At 70.5% G+C, this 17,635-nt stretch carries 19 protein-coding genes and 2 tRNA genes; 14 read left to right on the plus strand and 7 right to left on the minus strand.

Translation table 11 applies throughout. The features are described 5' to 3' along the window. Positions 1-6: 6 nt before the first annotated feature. From AB4Y83_RS05110 to AB4Y83_RS05135, 6 genes are all read right to left on the minus strand, one after another. Entirely contained in the window at positions 7-1,362 is a 1,356-nt protein-coding gene (locus tag AB4Y83_RS05110; protein WP_442296206.1) for an anaerobic C4-dicarboxylate transporter family protein, read from the minus strand. A 32-nt stretch (positions 1,363-1,394) separates the two neighbouring features. After that, entirely contained in the window at positions 1,395-1,781 is a 387-nt protein-coding gene (locus AB4Y83_RS05115) for a hypothetical protein (RefSeq protein ID WP_442296207.1), read from the minus strand. A gap of 41 nt (positions 1,782-1,822) precedes the next feature. Next, the gene (locus AB4Y83_RS05120; protein WP_442296208.1) at positions 1,823-2,959 is read right to left on the minus strand and encodes a M20/M25/M40 family metallo-hydrolase; all 1,137 of its coding nucleotides are present in this window, start codon (positions 2,957-2,959) and stop codon (positions 1,823-1,825) included. After that, on the minus strand, positions 2,956-3,336 hold the full coding sequence (locus tag AB4Y83_RS05125) for an SHOCT domain-containing protein (protein WP_442296209.1): 381 nt from the start codon (positions 3,334-3,336) through the stop codon (positions 2,956-2,958). The genes AB4Y83_RS05120 and AB4Y83_RS05125 overlap by 4 nt, the downstream gene beginning before the upstream one ends. A gap of 125 nt (positions 3,337-3,461) precedes the next feature. After that, positions 3,462-3,689, minus strand: coding sequence for a hypothetical protein (locus AB4Y83_RS05130; protein ID WP_056825321.1), 228 nt, complete (start codon positions 3,687-3,689; stop codon positions 3,462-3,464). A gap of 140 nt (positions 3,690-3,829) precedes the next feature. Further along, positions 3,830-6,427, minus strand: coding sequence for a LuxR C-terminal-related transcriptional regulator (locus AB4Y83_RS05135; RefSeq protein WP_442273387.1), 2,598 nt, complete (start codon positions 6,425-6,427; stop codon positions 3,830-3,832). A 151-nt stretch (positions 6,428-6,578) separates the two neighbouring features. On the opposite strand from AB4Y83_RS05135, the gene AB4Y83_RS05140 reads away from it, so the two are divergent. The 3 genes from AB4Y83_RS05140 to AB4Y83_RS05150 all read left to right on the plus strand — a co-directional run bounded on the left by AB4Y83_RS05140 (position 6,579) and on the right by AB4Y83_RS05150 (position 7,735). Further along, positions 6,579-6,806, plus strand: a complete 228-nt coding sequence (locus AB4Y83_RS05140) for a hypothetical protein (protein ID WP_056777314.1) — start codon at positions 6,579-6,581, stop codon at positions 6,804-6,806. A 109-nt stretch (positions 6,807-6,915) separates the two neighbouring features. Further along, the gene (locus AB4Y83_RS05145; protein WP_056777311.1) at positions 6,916-7,368 is read left to right on the plus strand and encodes a DUF6325 family protein; all 453 of its coding nucleotides are present in this window, start codon (positions 6,916-6,918) and stop codon (positions 7,366-7,368) included. Between the two features lie 88 nt (positions 7,369-7,456). Beyond that, positions 7,457-7,735: an SHOCT domain-containing protein gene (locus tag AB4Y83_RS05150; RefSeq protein ID WP_442296210.1), complete on the plus strand. Its 279-nt coding sequence runs from the start codon at positions 7,457-7,459 to the stop codon at positions 7,733-7,735. A gap of 69 nt (positions 7,736-7,804) precedes the next feature. Here AB4Y83_RS05150 and AB4Y83_RS05155 read toward each other — a convergent pair whose 3' ends face one another. Further along, positions 7,805-8,647 (minus strand): class II glutamine amidotransferase, encoded by an 843-nt coding sequence (locus AB4Y83_RS05155; protein ID WP_442296211.1) that lies wholly within the window; start codon positions 8,645-8,647, stop codon positions 7,805-7,807. 173 nt (positions 8,648-8,820) lie between these two features. Between AB4Y83_RS05155 and AB4Y83_RS05160 the strand changes: the two genes are divergently transcribed. From AB4Y83_RS05160 to AB4Y83_RS05210, 11 genes are all read left to right on the plus strand, one after another. Then, positions 8,821-9,147 (plus strand): putative quinol monooxygenase, encoded by a 327-nt coding sequence (locus AB4Y83_RS05160; RefSeq protein WP_442296212.1) that lies wholly within the window; start codon positions 8,821-8,823, stop codon positions 9,145-9,147. A gap of 107 nt (positions 9,148-9,254) precedes the next feature. Further along, positions 9,255-9,327 (plus strand) — tRNA-Gly (locus AB4Y83_RS05165). 111 nt (positions 9,328-9,438) lie between these two features. Beyond that, the gene (gene ligD / locus AB4Y83_RS05170) at positions 9,439-10,416 is read left to right on the plus strand and encodes a non-homologous end-joining DNA ligase (RefSeq protein ID WP_442296213.1); all 978 of its coding nucleotides are present in this window, start codon (positions 9,439-9,441) and stop codon (positions 10,414-10,416) included. A gap of 153 nt (positions 10,417-10,569) precedes the next feature. Then, positions 10,570-11,052: a glutathione peroxidase gene (locus tag AB4Y83_RS05175; RefSeq protein WP_442273731.1), complete on the plus strand. Its 483-nt coding sequence runs from the start codon at positions 10,570-10,572 to the stop codon at positions 11,050-11,052. A gap of 16 nt (positions 11,053-11,068) precedes the next feature. Continuing rightward, on the plus strand, positions 11,069-12,121 hold the full coding sequence (locus AB4Y83_RS05180) for a chorismate-binding protein (protein WP_442296214.1): 1,053 nt from the start codon (positions 11,069-11,071) through the stop codon (positions 12,119-12,121). 52 nt (positions 12,122-12,173) lie between these two features. Further along, positions 12,174-13,019 carry an aminotransferase class IV gene (locus AB4Y83_RS05185; protein ID WP_442296215.1) on the plus strand — a complete coding sequence of 282 codons (846 nt, stop codon included), beginning with the start codon at positions 12,174-12,176 and terminating at the stop codon, positions 13,017-13,019. Beyond that, positions 13,016-13,495 (plus strand): TIGR02611 family protein, encoded by a 480-nt coding sequence (locus tag AB4Y83_RS05190; RefSeq protein WP_442273393.1) that lies wholly within the window; start codon positions 13,016-13,018, stop codon positions 13,493-13,495. Before AB4Y83_RS05185 ends, AB4Y83_RS05190 begins: the two co-directional genes overlap by 4 nt. A gap of 105 nt (positions 13,496-13,600) precedes the next feature. Continuing rightward, positions 13,601-13,674: transfer RNA gene (locus AB4Y83_RS05195), tRNA-Val, on the plus strand. A gap of 186 nt (positions 13,675-13,860) precedes the next feature. Next, on the plus strand, positions 13,861-15,612 hold the full coding sequence (locus AB4Y83_RS05200; protein ID WP_442296216.1) for a SulP family inorganic anion transporter: 1,752 nt from the start codon (positions 13,861-13,863) through the stop codon (positions 15,610-15,612). Beyond that, the gene (locus AB4Y83_RS05205; protein WP_442296217.1) at positions 15,609-16,964 is read left to right on the plus strand and encodes a diacylglycerol/lipid kinase family protein; all 1,356 of its coding nucleotides are present in this window, start codon (positions 15,609-15,611) and stop codon (positions 16,962-16,964) included. Before AB4Y83_RS05200 ends, AB4Y83_RS05205 begins: the two co-directional genes overlap by 4 nt. Then, positions 16,961-17,590, plus strand: a complete 630-nt coding sequence (locus AB4Y83_RS05210; protein WP_442296218.1) for a phosphatase PAP2 family protein — start codon at positions 16,961-16,963, stop codon at positions 17,588-17,590. Before AB4Y83_RS05205 ends, AB4Y83_RS05210 begins: the two co-directional genes overlap by 4 nt. Positions 17,591-17,635 lie beyond the last annotated feature (45 nt).

Genomic DNA, 17,635 nt, shown 5'->3' on the forward strand with positions numbered 1-17,635 from the left:
CGGGGGTCAGAAGAAGACCCCGCCGATCAGCGCGCCGACGGCGATGGTGACCACGGACATCACGAGCATGGGGACGAAGAAGCTGTGGTCGAGCAGCTTCGTGCCGAGCTTGGTCGTGCCCGTCAGGTCGAAGTTGGCCGCGGCGATCTGGGTGCCGTTCGCGGGCAGGGTGTAGACGCCGCTCAGGGCGCCGGCCCACATGCCCGTGACGACTCCCACCGGGAGGCCCGCGGCGAGGCCGATGGGGACGATGGTCCGCGTCGCCGTCGACTGGCTCGTCGTCAGTGCGGCCACGAGGAAGACCGCGAGGGCGAAGATGAACTGCCAGCTCGTGACCCAACCACCGATGGTGCTGACGATGTAGTCCTCGTGGGCCGAGATGAAGGTGGCGGTGAGCCAGGCGATCCCGAAGAGGGCGATCGCCGAGATCATGCCGGCCTTGAACACGGACTGGTCGGGCACGGTCTTCACCTCGGGCCGTCCGAGGAAGAGGATCGCGACGCCGACCACGAACATCACCAGGACGATGGTCGTCGTCATGTCGATGGGCACGGCGGCCTCGCCCTCGGCGGCGAAGGCCGGCCGCAGCTGGGGGAAGAGGCCGAAGACGACGATGAGGATGACGCCGGACAGGAACGCGAGCGCGGAGTTGCGACCCTCCTTGGTGTAGGTCAGCCTCGAGGAGGCCGACTCGCCCTCGATCGCGTGCTGGGGTGCGGCAAGCTCGCCGGAGGAGATCTTGGCCTGCACCTCGGGGTCGTCGTCGAGGTTCTTCCACATCCGGTTGACCACGAGCGAGGTGACGACGATGCCGATGACGCACGACGGGATGGTGATCGCGAGGATCTGCGTCAGCCCGAGGTTGTAGGGCGCGACCTCCGTGAGCGTCAGCATCGCAGCCATGGCCGCCGAGACGGGCGAGGCGGCCAGCGCCATGCCTGACTGGACGACGGTCACCGTCAGGGGCCGCGCCGGGCGGATGTGGTTCTTGTACGACACGTCGTAGATGACCGGCAGCAGCGGGTAGATGATGTTGCTCGTCCCCGCGCCGATCGAGAAGAGGAACGCCGTGAGGGGTGCGATGAGCGTGATCTGCTTGGGACGCTTCTCGATGACACCTGCTGCGACGTAGACCATCCAGTCGATCCCGCCCGCCGCCTGCATCATGGCGGCCGAGGTGACGACGGCGAGGATGATCGCGAGGGCCGCTGCGGGCGGCTCGCCGGGCGGCTCGCGGAAGACGAAGACGAGCACGAAGGTGCCGAGGCCGCCCCACAGGCCGACCCCGACGCCGCCGGCGCGGGTTCCCATGACGATCGCCCCGAGCACCACGAGTGCCTCGAGCACGAAGCTGACGCTCATGTCGTTTCCTTCCTAGCGAGATGCCCGGCCGGTCAACCGGTCGGGCACTGGGTGGCGAGGGACTCGTTGAGTGCCGCGTAGGCCGAGCTGACGTCCTTGAGAGACGACGTGAGCTGCGGTGCGGCGGCGGTGAACGCCTCGTTGCTGGCGGCGGCCAAGGTCTGCCGGAAGGCGTCGAGGTTCGCGCGCAGCGTGGAGACGGCGGAGTCGAACCGTCCTTCGGTCACGGCCTGGAACGTGTCGAGCTTGGCGAGGGCGGCATCGACCTTGGCGGTGAGGGCATCGACCTTCGTACCGTCCGGTTTGAGGGCGCGCATCTCCTCGACCGCCGTCGTGAGGTTCTTGGCGTTGCTGCACAGGTCCTGCGTCGCCGGGGCGGTGGCGCAACCTCCGAGGACGAGCGTTGCCGATACGGCCACGGTGGCTGTTGTCCGACTCAGGGTCCGGTGTCTCATGGCGTTCACTCCTGAGCTGGTTGGGTGACGATCGCGACGAGGGTCTGGCAGGCCAGCACCATGTCGTCGATGGCGATGTGCTCACTGGTTGCGTGCTCGTCGACCATGCCGGTCGGCAAGGCCACGCACGGGATTCCCTTGGCGTTGAAGTAGTTTCCGTCCGTGCCGCCACCCGACTTGCGTGGAGAGACCTCGAGCCCGAGGGACCGGATCGCCGAGGCTGCCTCTCGGTAGGGGAGGGCGTCCTCGGCGATCTTGTACGTCTTGTAGATCTCCTCCGCCGCGAAGTCCACCGTCGCCCCAGCCTCATCGGCCGCGCACTGGCACGCGCTCCGCATCGCCGCCAGCTGGCGGTCGAGCTTGTCCTGGTCGTGGCTGCGCGCCATCCCTTCGAGCTCGACGGTGTCGGGGATGATGTTGCGGGCCTCGCCGCCCCGGATCGTGCCGATGTTGGCGACCGTCTCCTCGTCGATGCGTCCGAGGGGCATCGAGGCGATGGCCTGTGCGGCCACCTGCACGGCGCTGATGCCCTTCTCGGGCTCGACGCCCGCGTGCGCCTTGCGGCCCTGGACGGTGATGGTGAGGTAGACGGAGGTGGGTGACCAGTAGGTGATCGACCCCATGACGCCCGCGGTGTCGAGGACGAAGCCGTGCGTCGCGTCGAGCCGGCTCACGTCGAGATGACGTGAGCCGACCAGACCTCGCTCCTCGCCGACGGTCGACACGAACTCGATCGTCGGGAAGGTCCATCCGCGGTTGGACTGGAGCAGCCGGAGCAGCTCCAGGCAACCGGCGAGCCCGGACTTGTCATCGGCCCCGAGGATCGTCGAGCCGTCGGTCCGGATGATCCCGTCGTCCCCGATGATGGGGACGATCCCGCGGTCGGTGCCGGCCGTGTCCATGTGCGTCGACACGAGGATCGTTCCCGGCCGCGTGCCCGGGTAGACCGCGACGATGTTGCCGATGTCGTCCATGGTGGTCGAGCAGCCCAGCTCGCGGTAGCGAGCCTCGAGGACCGTGCCGATCGAGCCTTCGTGGCCCGTCGGGCTGTCCACGGCCACGAGCCCCAGAAACGTGGCCAGCAGTCGATCACGGTCGACGGCCCCGGCCGGCCGAAGCGCACCCGGGGCGGTCGGGGTCATGCCAGGGCCCGGGACTTGATCTGTGCGAACTCCTCGGGCGAGATGGCGCCGGCGTCGAGCAGCGCCTTGGCCTGCGTCAGCTCCTCTATGGACGACGACTTGGGCGCGGCGACGGTGCGGATGTAGTCCTCCTGCGCCGCCATCTGCTCCGAGGTGCGCTTCATGGTGCGCTCGGCCATGCCGCGACCACGGACGATGACGTAGACCAGCGCGGAGATCAGCGGGAAGAAGATGAGCACGATGACCCACAGGGCCTTCGCGACGCCGCCCAGGGACTCGTCACGGAAGAGGTCCCCGAAGATCTGGAAGAGCATCATCAAGTAGGCGACGAAGAAGAAGGACCAGACGAGCAGCCAGAAGAAGCTCCAGAAGTCCATGGTGAAGACCGACCTTTCAGTGCCGCCGCGTGCTGCGACGGTAGAGTGGATTGACCTGTTGTCGAGCCCTACATTCATCCCGCCGAGGGGAGTGCGGCATCGCTCTCCCAGAGCGAGATCGGAGGTCAGCGCCGGGGGTCGGAGGGGGCGGGGCCACCCGGCTCGTCGACGAGCCGGGTCGAGATGACCTCGAGCCCCAGCGCGGTCAGCGCGGCGAGCACGCCGACGAGCTCCTGGCTGTCGTGCACGGTGACGGTCAACGTCGTGCTCGTGCCGTCGCCGTCGGACCACACGGCATACGGCCACACGTCGCGCTCGTCGACGTCACCGGCCACGACCACGATCGCTCGCATGCTGGCCCCTCTCGTGACGGGGGTGTCCACGTCTCTGTCGCAGGATGTCGCGAGGTCCCGGCACCGTGCGTCATCCGTCGAGGGGGAGATGGACGCCGAAGGCGCGGGAACGGCCGGTCGAGCGAGGTGCGGGGTCGGGCCTAGTAGAGCTCGAGGTCGGCGGCCCGACGGATCGCTGCCCGGCGGCTGCCCACCCCGAGCTTCTGGTAGATGTGCGCGATGTGCGTCTTGGTCGTGTGGAGCGAGATGAACTCGGCCTCGGCGATCTCGGCGTTGGTGAGGTTGGTCGCCAGGTACTGGAGGATCACCCGCTCACGGTCGGTGAGGCGCTCACCCCACCCGGGCACGTGGTGCTCGTGCTGCCTCGAGAGGCGCGCGAGCACCTGCGTCAGCGCAGCGGGGTGGCTGGTCCCGTGACGCAGGTGCGCCTTGAGCAGCTGGGCCATCGTCTTGCCGCCGGCGAGGAACGGCCCGTAGAGCTGGTCGGGCTCGGCCGCCGCGAGCGCGAGCTCGAGGGAGGCGTGGGCGTCGGCTCGCCCGAGCTTGGACCGGGCCTCTGCCTCGATGCACCGGCCGAGGCAGGTGAGGTGGACGAACCCCCCGCCCATCGGCACGCGGGAGATCTCCGCCAGCGCAGCCTCGGGGTCACCTGCCAGCAGCAGGACCCTCGCGCGGTGAGCCGGCGCGAGGCGGTAGTCGGCCTCCAGGGGGGCCGAGGATGCGAGGGCAACGGCTTCGGGCTTCCGGCCCTCGGCCATGAGGGCCAGCCCCTCCAGGCCGTCGAGCATGGAGGGCCACCACGGGATCTGGGGATGGGAGCCGGTCATGGCGCGGATCTCGGACATGCTGGCCCGGGCGGCCTTGGTGTCGCCGAGTGCCAGGCACGTCTTCGCGTGGAAGTTCAGCGTGAGCCCCCGCAGCTCCAGGTCGAAGGGGAGCACCATCGAGAGGCTGCGTTCGAGCTGCGCCCTCGCCTGGGTCAGGTTGCCCCGCCAGTAGTCCAGCCAGCCGAGGTAGGCGACCGCAGGGGCGAGCGTCACGAGACCGACCCAGCCGCGGTCCGCGGCCCGGGCCAGCACGTCGACGGCGAGGTCGTGCACCTCGGTCAGCCGGCCCTCGGCGATAGCGGGGATGCAGGACTCGGCCAGGGCGGTGAGCTCGAGCGCGAGCAGGCCGGTGTCGTGAGCGGTGGCCGCCGAGGCCCGCAGCATCTCGAGGGGCAGCTCGTCGTGGGTCTGGAGGCGCGCCTCGCCCATCCCGACGAAGACCTGCAGGGACGCCTGGACCACCGGGTCCGGGGCGCGGTCGCCCCGGGCGAGCCGCTCCAGCATCGCCTCCCCGGACTCCACCGCGGCGCCCAGCCCCTGGTCGTAGCCGGTGAGGAAGAGCTCGACGATCGCCGTGCGCTCCTCGATCCCGTCCCGGTCCTGCTGCGGCAGCCGCTCCACGGCGCGTCGAGCAGAGGCGATCTCGGCGCGGGCGGCGTCGAGCCGGCCCCGGCGCACGAGGACGAGCGCTTGGGCCAGGTGTACGTCCGCGCTGTCCGCGACGGCGTGCGGGAGGTGCTGCACGGCGTCCGTGACGGCGTCGACCCGACCCTCGAGGAACAGCTCCAGCCAGTGCTCGGAGAAGATGCGCGACGCCATGTCACCGTCGCCCGCGGCCACGGCGTGCCTGATCGCCGTCGGCGCGTCGACGCGGACCCACCAGGCTGCCGCTGCGGAGTGCAGCTGGACGGCGCGCTCGGGCCGATCCGTCGCCAGACGGCGCTGGATGTGGCTGGCGAAGAGCGGGTGCCACTGGTACCAGGGCTCGTCCGTGGGAGCCGCGCCCCGCGACAGGAAGATCCCGTCGGACAGGCACTGCTCGAGGAGCGCCTCGGCGGTGGTCGTGCCACGGATGCCGTCGATGAGGGATGGGCACACCAGCTCGTCGAGGCAGCTGTCGAGGACGAAGTCGCGCATCTCGTCACTCAGGGCCGCGAGCACCTCCGTCGCGAGGTAGTCGGCCAGCGCCCGGTCGCGGCGCAGCTCGACCGGCACGTTGCGGGGTCGGTCGTCGTGGCGGGCCGCGAGGATGGCCATGCGGACCCCGGCGGGCCACCCGCCCGTGGCCTCGTGGATGGAGGCCACGGTGTCGCCGTCCAGCTCGAGACCGGACGCCTTGACCGCCTCGGCCGTCTCGTCGGCGCTGAAGGCGAGCTCGCTGTGGGCGAGGTAGGTGAGGTGGTCGTCGAGCCGCAGTCTCTGCAGCCGCAGCGGCGGCACCACCCGCGCGCCGATCACGACGCGCATGTTGGCAGGGGCCCATCTGAGCAGGTGGTTGACCAGCTCTGCCGAGGCCTTGGCCCCTGCGAGGTGCTGTGCGTCGTCGAGGGCCAGGACGAGGGGCTCAGCGGTGTCGTAGAGCGCCTCGAGCAGCGCGTCGACGAGGGCCACGGGCTCGGCACGCAGCGACGAGGCACGAAGCGGAGCCAGGGCCGCGGTGAGCTGTTCGATGCCGGCGAGGCTGGCCGCGGCCAGCAGATCCGACACCAGACGCACCGGGTCCCGGTCCGAGTCGTCGACGGTCAGCCAGAATCCCGCTCCGCGGACCTGCTGCCGTCGCACCGTCTCGGACAGCAGCGTCGACTTGCCGAACCCCGCCATGCCGGAGAGCACCGTCACCGGACGCCGCTCGAGCAGTGGGGTCAGCCGCAACCGGTCGATGGCGCCGGCCGATGGGAGGGGCACAGACATCCGGGCGTGGCGTGGACCGACCATGGGTGCCCCTGCTTCCCAAGAGGTCACCCCCGCTGAGGGATGCGGGGATGTCTGGATCCCCTCCAGAGTAACCACGTGGGCGAATGCCGCGGAAGGGCATCGCCGAGATCGGGATGTGGGGCGCAGCATGCAGGTGTACGAGGTCGTCGTCGACGGGCAGCTGTCAGCGGACCTCGCCGACGCCCTCGGCACGATCCCGCGACGTGACGTCGGCGGCGCGACGGTCCTCAGTCTGCCGACGGCCGACCCCGAGGCCTTGCCTCGCGTCCTGGCCCTGCTGGAGACGCTCGGGATCGGCGTCACCGCGGTGCACCAGGTCGGCGACCCGACGCCGGGTCACGACCCCGTGAGCTGAGCAACGCCGTCGACAGGTCACGGTCAACTCATCCTCGTGGAGCGATGCACGGGGACCAGCCCCGGGACGAGTGTCGGGGTGTCAGTCGAGAGTCGCCAAGGAGGCAGACATGAGTGTCAACGTCGATGTCGGACCGATCGACTACCTTGCGCTGGAGTTTCCCGGCGCCCGGCTCACGGGCGAAGGTCTGGCCGAGCTGGTCAGGCTCGTCGACGCCGGCACCATCCGGGTGCTCGACATGCGAGGCCTCGTCCGGGACGCGGACGGGACGGTCACCGCGGTTGCCATCACCGACCTCGACGGGGACGGCACGCTCGACCTCGCCGTCTTCGAAGGCGTCGAGTCCGACCTGTTGGACGAGGAGGACCTCGCCGCGGCGGCGGACCTCGTGAAGCCCGGGGATGCGGTGGCCGTCCTCGTCTACGAGAACACCTGGGCCGGTCCGTTCGTCTCCGCCATGAGGCGGGCCGGAGCCGAGGTCGTCGCCAGCGTCCGACTCCCCGCCGACGCCGTCATCGCCCGGCTCGAGGCGCTCGAGGCCGCCGCCGGCGACGCCGAGTAGCGACGCCGACCAGCGACGTCCCGCACCGGCTCGGTGCCAGGGCTCGTGAACGTCAGGACGAACCGCAGTCGAGAAGGAGGAGAACACGATGGGACTACTACGTGGGGTGGCGCGGACGGCCGTCGTCGCCGGGACCGCGACAGCGGTGTCCAACCGGGTGTCACGGCGACAGGCCGGCCGGTGGGCGGCCCAGGAGGCACCACCGGAGCAGGAGCCGCAGTACGCCGCTCCGCCACCGCCACCACCCGCGGCCCCCGACCCTGACGCCGACCTGGCCCGTCTGCAGCAGCTCGGCGAGCTCCGTGCCTCGGGGGTGCTCACCGAGCAGGAGTTCCAGACCCAGAAGTCCCGGATCCTGGGTCTCTGACCAGAGCCCGGCTCCGGGGTCATCCGGCCCGTGCAGTCCTTCGGGGGTGCACGGGCCGACTGGCGCCCCTCAGGCCACGTGGGTGGGTCGGACCGGCTCGAAGGGCCGCAACTCGTCGTCGCCGGGCTGGATGATGCCGCAGGACGACTCCGGCACCTCACGCCAGGCGCCCGGCAGGTCCCGGAGCGGCTCGGACACGACGAACCGTGCTTCGTCACCCAGGGTGCGGAGCATCTCCACCTCCGGGTGGAGCTCGCGCAGCTGACCCACGTTGGTCGAGTGGAAGAGGGTGCGGCTCTGGTGCTGCGACGAGTAGCGGAAGGCCCAGACACGTTCGCCGTCGCTCGTGGCCAACGTGGCCTGGACGGGGTTGCTCACGCCGCGTCGTTCGGCGAGGTCCTCGACGAAGCCGACGGCTCGGGCGACACCGCCGACTGGGTCGTCCTGCAGGCCGAAGGTCAGGGCGAGGAAGAAGAGCGCCTCGGAGTCGGTCGATCCCTCGACGTCGGGATAGAGCGAGGGGTCGATCGCGAACATGAGGTCGCGCTTGAGCTCGTGGAAGCCGTAGACGGCGCCGTTGTGCATCCAGAGCCACGTGTCGTGCCGGAACGGGTGGCAGTTGCTCCGTTGCACCGGGGTCCCGGTCGAGGCCCGCACGTGGGCGAACATCAGGCGCGTGCGCACCTGCGTCGTGAGCTCGCGGAGGTTCTCGTCGTTCCATGCGGGGTCGACGCTCTTGAAGACCGCGGGTCGGGGGTCGTCTCCGTACCAGCCGATCCCGAACCCGTCGCCGTTCGTCGTCGTGGCGCCCATCCGGGAGTGGAGGCTCTGCTCGATGAGCGAGTGCTCCGGTTTGAAGAGCAGGTCCTCGGCGAGGATCGGGTCACCCGAGTACACCATCCAGCGGCACATACCTCCATGGAACGTGCCGGCCCCACACCCGACATCACTCCCCGGGGATGAAGCGGCAGGAGGCTGCACGATGGGTGGCGTCCCCGGTTCGGGTATCCCACCCGAGGACCGTGTCGCGAGCGCCGCTCCCGGCACACACGAGACCGACCCATCCAGACCAGGAGTGACCTGCCTTGATCTTCATCACCGCGAAGTTCCCCGTGAAGCCCGAGCACGCCGACGACTGGCCCGAGATCTCCCGGGCCTTCACCGAGGCCACCCGCGCCGAGGACGGCTGCCTCTGGTTCGACTGGTCGCGCAGCCTCGACGACCCGACCGAGTACGTCCTCGTCGAGGCCTTCCGTGACGACGCCGCCGGAGGCGCCCACGTGCAGAGCGAGCACTTCCGCGAGGCCACCTCCGACCTGCCGCCCTACCTCGCGGCCACCCCGAGGATCGTCAACACGACGGTCGCCGGGACGCAGTGGTCCGAACTCGGCGAGATGGCCGTCGACAAGTAGCCGAACGGCCACTCCGAGAGTGGGTTTCGGCGCATTTCGCCAACCGGGTGACCGTCCGCTATGGTCTACCTCGCACCCACGGAGCCCCCGCTCCGAGGGCCTGCCAGGCGGACGTAGCTCAGTTGGTAGAGCGCAACCTTGCCAAGGTTGAGGTCGCCGGTTCGAGCCCGGTCGTCCGCTCCGTCGGAAGGGCCCGTCGACTCACGTCGGCGGGCCCTGCCGCACGTTCGGGGGCGTGTGCCGCCGGCCGGTTCAGGCGCCGACGCTGATCCGGTCCGTAGGCTGTCGGCCATGGCTGCGTCGAGCAAGGCCCCCGCCGTCGAGATCGAGGTCGGCGACCACACCGTGCGGCTGTCGAGCCCCGACCGCGTCTACTTCTCCCAGCGCGGCGAGACCAAGCGCGACCTCGTCGACTACTACCTGTCCGTCGGCCCCGGGATCGTCAACGCCCTGCGTGAGCGGCCGTGCATGCTGCACCGCTTCCCCAAGGGCGTCGACGGGCCGAAGGTGCACCAGAAGCGGCTGCCCGCCGGTGCCCCGCCCTGGGTCGAGACCGTACGTCTGCACTTCCCGCGCTACGGCCTCCACGCCGACGAGCTCTGCGTGACCCGTCTCGCCGACGTCATCTGGGCGGTGCAGATGTCGACGGTCGAGTTCCACCCGTGGAACAGCCGTCGCGCCGACACCGAGAGCCCCGACGAGTGGCGCATCGACCTCGACCCGATGCCCGAGTGTGGCTTCGAGAAGGTGCGGCGGGCCGCGGCCACGACACACGAGATCCTCGACGAGCTCGGCGCCGTCGGCTGGCCCAAGACCTCGGGCGGCTCAGGGCTGCACGTCTACGTCCGGATCGCCCCCGACTGGGGGTTCAAGGACGTGCGCCGCGGCGCGCTGGCGTTCGCCCGCGAGGTCGAGCGGCGGCTGCCCGACGACGTGACGACGACGTGGTGGCGCAAGGAGCGGTCGCCGAAGGACCTCTTCGTCGACTACAACCAGAACGCGCGTGACCACACCATCGCAGCGGCCTACAGCGTCCGGGGCAACCCGCGCGGCACCGTCTCGGCTCCGCTGGCGTGGGACGAGATCGCCGACGCCGAACCGCAGGACTTCACCATCGCCACCATGCCCGAGCGCTTCGCCCGCCTCGGTGACCTGCATGCCGGCATCGACGACGCCGTCTTCGACTTCAGCACGCTGCTCGAGTGGGCCGATCGCGACGAGCGCGACGGCAACGACGTGCCGCCCGAGCCCGACGACGCGGGGGCCTGACCCATCCGCGTGGTCCACGGCGGCGAACCACCGTCACGACGCACCGCGACGACGCTGCACCCTGCCGCCGCACGACCGCACGACCACCGATTCGTGGTTCGGGGGCTCCACGGGTGAGGATCGGGGTGACGCATGACCACCAGAGGAGACACCGTGACCGTCCTGCACGACTTCAAGGCCACCTCCATCGACGGCGGGGAGGTGTCGCTGGGCGAGTACGCCGGTGACGTCGTCCTCGTCGTCAACACCGCCAGCGAGTGCGGCTACACCCCGCAGCTCGGCGGCCTCGAGCAGCTCTACGAGACCTACCGCGCCCAGGGCCTGACGGTCCTCGGCTTCCCGTGCAACCAGTTCGGCGGTCAGGACCCGGGCAGCGACGAGGAGATCGGCGCCTTCTGCCAGAAGAACTACGGCGTCACCTTCCCGATGTTCTCGAAGGTCGACGTCAACGGCGCGGACGAGCACCCCGTCTACACGTGGCTCAAGTCCGAGAAGGGCGGCCTGCTCGGCAAGAAGATCAAGTGGAACTTCACGAAGTTCCTCGTCGCCCGCGACGGCACGGTCATCGGCCGCTACGCACCGACGACCGACCCCGCCGACCTCGCCGGCGACATCGAGAAGGCCCTCTCCGCCTAGGCCCTACGATCTGCGGGTGGACCACGCCCGCTTCGCCGACCGGGACGCCCGCGGTGTCGTCGACGTCCGCCACGGCCACGAAGCCCTCGACGCGATGACGCGCGAGGGCTTCTGGGCTGTCGTGGCCACCTTCGAGGGTGCCGTGACCGCCGTGCGTTTCGCCGCGGTCACCCCGAGGGCGTATGCCGCCGGGCCGGCCGCCGCGGCCACCCGGGCGTCCGCTGTGGCATGGCAGCCGCTCGACCGCCACTGGCACTCGTCACTCGACCGGACGGCATACGTCGGCGTCGTGCGCGAGGTGCGTGAGCGCATCGCGTCCGGGACCGTCTACCAGGTCAACGTCTGCCGCGTGCTCAGCCACGAGCTGCCTGACGACGCCGACCTCGACGGGCTCGATGCCCTTCTGCGACAGGGCAACCCGGCGCCGCATGCCGCGCGGGTCCGATGCGATGAGGCAGGCCTCGACGTCGTCAGCGCGTCGCCGGAGCTCTTCCTCGGGCGACGCGGCGCGTCCCTCGTGACCCGGCCCATCAAGGGCACCGCCGCGACCGCCGAGCAGATGCTGCCCAAGGACTACGCCGAGAACGTCATGATCGTCGACCTCATGCGCAACGACCTGTCGGGTGTCTGCGAGCCCGGGACCGTCTCCGTCGACGAGCTCTGCACGATCGAGGCCCACCCGGGTCTCGTGCACCTCGTCTCGACGGTCAGCGGGCACCTGCGTGAGGAGGTGGGATGGGCCGACGTCTTCACTGCCGCCTACCCGCCGGGGTCGGTCTCCGGGGCGCCGAAGTCCAGCGCGCTCACAGCGATCCGGGACCTCGAGACGGTGCCCCGCGGCCCGTACTGCGGCGCGGTCGGCTGGGTCGACGCCGACGCCCGGGAGGCAGACCTCGCCGTCGGCATCCGGACCTTCTGGGCCGAGCGCGACGAGGTGGGCCGGCGGTGGCTGCGGTTCGGCACGGGTGCCGGCATCACGTGGCACTCCGACCCCGAGGGGGAGTGGGCCGAGACCGAGCTCAAGGCGGCCCGCCTCATCGGGCTCGCCGCCGGCACTGTGACACCATGAGGGCTCCCGTCGGGCGCCTTCCGGGCGGCCGCCGAGCTACCAGGAAGGGACCATGAGCACGACCACGCGCGTCTGGGTCAACGGCGACCTCGTCGACCCGACCGGCCCCTCCGTCTCCGCGCTCGACCACTCGGTCACGGTCGGGGACGGCGTCTTCGAGACCGCCAAGATCGCCTCCGGCGTCCCCTTCGCGCTGACGCGACACCACCGACGCCTCGAGCGGTCGGCCACCGGGCTCGGCCTGCCGCCCCTCGACCTCTCCGTCGTCGACAAGGGTGTGGCCGCGGTCCTCGACGGGCCCGCCATCGACTTCGGGCGGCTGCGCTACAGCGTCACGGGCGGCGTCGGGCCGCTCGGGTCCGACCGCGACGACACGGCGCTGACCTACATCGTCCTCGCGGCTCCGCAGCCACTCCCTCCGTCGAGCGGGAAGCTCACCGTCGTCCCGTGGACCCGCAACGAACGCTCTGCCGTCGTCGGGCTCAAGACGACGTCGTACGCGGAGAACGTCGTCGCCTTCGCCCGCGCCAAGCAGGTGGGCGCCGTCGAGGCCGTCTTCGGCAACACCCGAGGCGAGCTCTGCGAATGCACCGGGAGCAACGTCTTCGTCGTCGTCGACGGCGTCGTGCTGACACCGCCGGCCGAGTCCGGCCTGCTGCTCGGCATCACCCGCGAGCTCACCATCGAGTGGGGCCGCGCCGCCGGCCTCGAGATCCGCGAGGAGACCCTGCCGCTCGACGTGCTCCGCAGCGCCGACGAGGTCTTCATCACGAGCTCGACCAAGGACGTCCTGCCCGTCCACGCCGTCGACGACCGGGACCTGTCCGCCGACCGCCCCGTCACGACCGAGCTGCAGCGGGTCTTCCGCAGCAACGCCGAGCGGGACAGCGACCCGTGACCGGGGAGGACCGCACCCGCGACGAGACCCGACCGCCCGTCGACTACTCCGACCCCAACGTCACGCTCGACGCGAGCGAGGACCGCTGGGCCTGGCGGGCGCGCCTTCGCCGCAACCGCGTCACCCACGTCATCTGGCGCACGGCCGTGGGCGTGGTCGGCGGCGTCGTGACGATCGGTGGCCTCATCATGGTCCCCGCGCCCGGGCCCGGATGGCTCGTCGTCTTTTTCGGTCTGCTCATCCTCGCGAGCGAGTTCGAGTTCGCCCAACGCTGGCTCGACTTCGCCAGGCGCCACGTCAGCCGCTGGAACGACTGGATCATGGACCAGGCGATCTGGGTGCGCGGTCTCGTCGCCCTCGGCACCCTGCTCATCGTGTGGGGCGTCATCTGGGGCTACCTCGCGTGGGCGGGCATCCCGCAGTTCGTGCCCCAGTGGGCCGAGCAGCTGCTGACTCAGGTGCCCGGCGTCGACTGACCCACGCCTCGCGCGGGGCGATTACCGTGACGGCGCCACCACCGGCTATTGTTTCCCTCCGTCACCCCGACGCCAGCCGGACATCACGTCGGCACAGGGGTGCCCGGACGTGTAGCTCAGCTGGTTAGAGCGCTCGCTTCACACGCGAGAGGTCAGGGGTTCGAGTCCCTTCACGTCCACCGACCGACGAACGTTGGGTCGAAGCCGTCCACGGAACGACGGCTCCGACGAAACCGGATGAAGCACGGGGACGGGCGCTCGCCCCGCCTGTAGGCTCCACCTGTGAACGCTCTTCACGCGGGACGACACCGCTCGGGCGCAGGCCGAGCCGGCCGCGGCATGCGCACCCAGAACCTCGGCTGACCGTGGCCGCGCCCACCGACCGACCTGATGTCGGAGAGCGCACGTGGAAGGAGCACGTCCCCGGTCTGCGACTGGTGCGCTCCTACGAGCGGTCCTGGCTGCCGAAGGACGTCGTCGCAGGTCTGGTCCTGTCCGCGTTGTTGGTGCCGCAGGGAATGGCCTATGCACAGCTCGCCGGGCTGCCGCCCGTCACGGGGTTGTACACCTCGATCCTGTGCCTGATCGGCTATGCGGTCTTCGGGCCCTCGCGGGTCCTCGTGCTGGGACCGGACTCGTCGCTGGGGCCCATGATCGCGGCGACGATCCTTCCTCTCCTGCTCGCCGGTGGAGACCCTGCCCGAGCCGTCGCGCTCGCGTCGATGCTGGCGATCATCGTCGGCGTCGTCATGGTCGTTGCGGGACTGGCCCGGTTCGGCTTCGTCGCTGACCTGCTGTCGAAGCCGACCCAGATCGGCTACATGAACGGGCTGGCGCTGACGATCATCGTCGGCCAGCTACCCAAGCTCTTCGGCTTCTCCACCGACGCGAGCGGTCTCGTGGCCGAGGCGAACGCCTTCGTGTCCGGGCTGTTCACGGGCTCGGCCAACCGTACGGCGGCCGTCATCGGGGTCAGTGCCCTGGCCGGCATCCTGCTCCTCAACAGGTTCATCCCGAAGGTCCCGAGCGTGCTGGTGATCGTGGTGCTGACCGCTCTCCTGGTCAAGGTGTTCGAGCTCCAGGCCCACGGGGTCGACACGGTCGGGGTCCTCCCACAAGGCCTCCCGACGTTCACCATCCCGCAGGTGGGCTGGGGCGACGTCCCGCCCCTCTTCCTCGGGGCGCTGGCCATCGCCGTCGTCGCTCTCGCCGACACGATGTCCACGGCCTCGGCCTTCGCGGCCCGTCAGGGCGAACGCGTCCAGGGGAACCAGGAGATGGTCGGCATCGGAGCAGCCAACATCGCCGCCGGCGCGTTCCAGGGCTTCCCGGTCAGCACCAGCGGTTCGCGGACCGCGGTGGCGGAACAGGCCGGCTCTCGGTCCCAGGTCACCGGGGTGGTCGGCGCCGCAGTGATCGCCGCCGTCCTGCTCTTCGCCAACGCCCTCATGCAGTACGTGCCGCAACCCACGCTCGGCGCCATCGTCATCGCGGCGGCCGTGTCGCTGACCGACGTCGCCGGCACTCGTCGGCTCTGGTTGCAGCGCCGGACGGAGTTCCTCCTCTCCCTCATCGCCCTGCTCGGTGTGGCCCTCCTCGGGGTGCTGCCCGGCATCCTCATCGCGGTGGGTCTGTCCATCCTCAACGTCTTTCGCCGCACCTGGTGGCCGCACCAGGCCGAGCTCGGGCGCGTCGAGGGGGTTGCGGGACTGCACGACACCGAGAGCTACCCGGACGCGGAGCGGTTGCCCGGGCTGATCGTCTATCGGTTCGACGCGCCGCTCATCTTCGCCAACGCCCGGGGCTTCGGCGAGAACGTGCGCGCGATGGTCGACGACGACCCGGCGCTGCGCTGGATCGTCGTCGCCGCCGAGCCGATCACGGACGTCGACACGACGGCCTCGGACATGCTGGAGGACCTCGACACGTGGCTCAACGAGCGTGGGGTGTCTCTCGTCTTTGCGGAGATGAAGGATCCGGTGCGTGCGAAGATCGAGCGGTACGAGCTGACCCGCACCATCTCCCCGGAGCACTTCCTCCCGACGGTCGACGAGGCCGTCGCCGAGTTCCGGCGCCAGACCGGTGCCGGCTGGCGCTCTCCGAAGGAGCCGGCATGACGACGTCCGACAGTGGCGGCAGACGCAGCGCCGCTCGCAGAGCCTCGGCAGCACTCGCGCTGACAGCGTTCGCTGCCGCCTTGCTGTTCCTCGCGGTCGTCTCCATCCGCCGCTGGGACGTCCTGCTGGCCAGTGTGGTCTCGCTCGGGGTGGCGGTGGTGGCCGCGTGGTACGTCGTGTCCCGCAGGGGCGCCGTCCGAGCAGCTGCCGCTGCGCTCGGGGCCATCGCCCTGGTCGGCTTCGTCGCGGTGATCCTCGCGAGCCAGAGCGGTCGTGTGCTGGCGGTCGGGCTCGCACTCGCCGCGGTCTCCACCGCAGCGGCCGGCTACGCACTGGCCCCGACAGCCCAGGCCGACGACGCCGAGGCCGCACCCGGGGCGAGGCAGGCGGTCCTCATCATGAACCCGCGGTCCGGCGGGGGCAAGGTCGAGCGTTTCGGCCTCGTCGACCTCTGCCGGCAGCGTGGTGTCGAGCCCTATGTCCTCAACCCCGGCGACGACCTGCGAGCAGTGGCCGAGGACGCGGTCGCCCGCGGCGCGGATCTGCTGGGGATGGCCGGAGGGGACGGCTCACTTGCGCTCGTCGCCTCGATCGCGAGTCGGCACGGTCTTCCCTTCGTCGTCGTGCCCGCAGGGACGCGCAACCACTTCGCGCTCGACCTGGGCATCGACCGCGAAGACGTGCCCGGTGCGCTGGATGCCTTCGACGACGGAGTCGACACGAGGGTGGATCTCGCTGAGATCAACGGGCGCGTCTTCGTCAACAACGCGTCGATGGGCGTCTACGCCAAGGTCGTGCAGTCGGCGGACTACCGGGATGCGAAGGTGCAGACCGCCTCGGCCCTGCTGCCCGACATGCTCGGACCCGGGGCCAACGCTCTCGACCTGCACTACACGCTGCCCTCCGGTGAGGAGGCGGTTCCGGGTCAGCTGCTGCTGGTGTCCAACAACCCCTACGATCTCGCTCACCTCCGCGGCGGGGGCACGCGAGAGCGGCTCGACAGCGGCGTGCTCGGGGTCGTCTCGCTGCGGGTCGGCTCGGCGGCGGACGCCGAGAAGCTCGCCGCCCTGGAGATGACCGGTCAGGTCCAGCGTTTCTCCGGGTGGGATGAGTGGACGGCGTCCGAGTTCGACGTACGGTCTTCGGGGCGCGTGGAGGTCGGCGTGGATGGCGAGGCCCTGGTCCTCGACCCCCCGTTGCGCTTCACCATCCGCCCCGGCGCGGTCACGGTCCGACTTCCGCGCGCGGCTCTTCGACGATCGCGTGCTGCCCGTCCCGCACGCATCACTGCCAGGTCGACACTCGCTGCGCTCTGGCAGGTTGCGACCGGGCGGGAAGCGGGGGCCGGATGAGCGGTCCGACCCCGCCCGAGCCTGTCGAAGCGCTGCTCGCCAAGGGCCTCGAAAGTCGCGGCTCGCCTCGCCTGGCCGGGGTCGTGCGGCTGCTGCGGAGATTGGACGCGGCCGACCGCAGCGCCTATCGCGTCGTGGCAGAGCTGAACACACCGTGGCTCGACGAGCCGCTACGCCGGGCGTCAGACTTCGCCAACTTCTCCAAACCCTGGCTCCTCGTGGCGGGGGGCCTGGCCGTATTCGGTGGGGCGAGGGGGAGCCGTGCCGCCCTCACGGGGGTAGCCGCGATCGGGGTGACCTCCCTCCTGGTCAACCAGCCGATGAAGCTGGCAGCCCGTCGTCGCCCGCGGCGCGTCGAGCTGGGCGTGCCCGAGTCCCGATGGGTGGGCATGCCGTCATCTGCCTCCTTCCCTTCGGGGCACTCCGCGTCCGCGACGGCATTCTGCGTCGCGACCAGCGCGATGGTGCCAGAGCTGCGGTGGCCTCTACGAGTGTCTGCGGCAGTCGTGGCGTTCTCGCGCGTGTACACCGGGGTGCACTACCCCGGCGACGTGCTGGTCGGTGCTTCCGTCGGTGCCGGACTCGGACGCGCGTCCTCGACCGTGGCCTCGCGGCTGGGCCACTGATGACCGCAGCTCCCGGCGCTCCGGGACCACTCGTCACCGGGTCAG

The sequence above is a fragment of the Terrabacter sp. RAF57 genome, assembly GCF_052113925.1.
Taxonomy (GTDB): domain Bacteria; phylum Actinomycetota; class Actinomycetes; order Actinomycetales; family Dermatophilaceae; genus Terrabacter.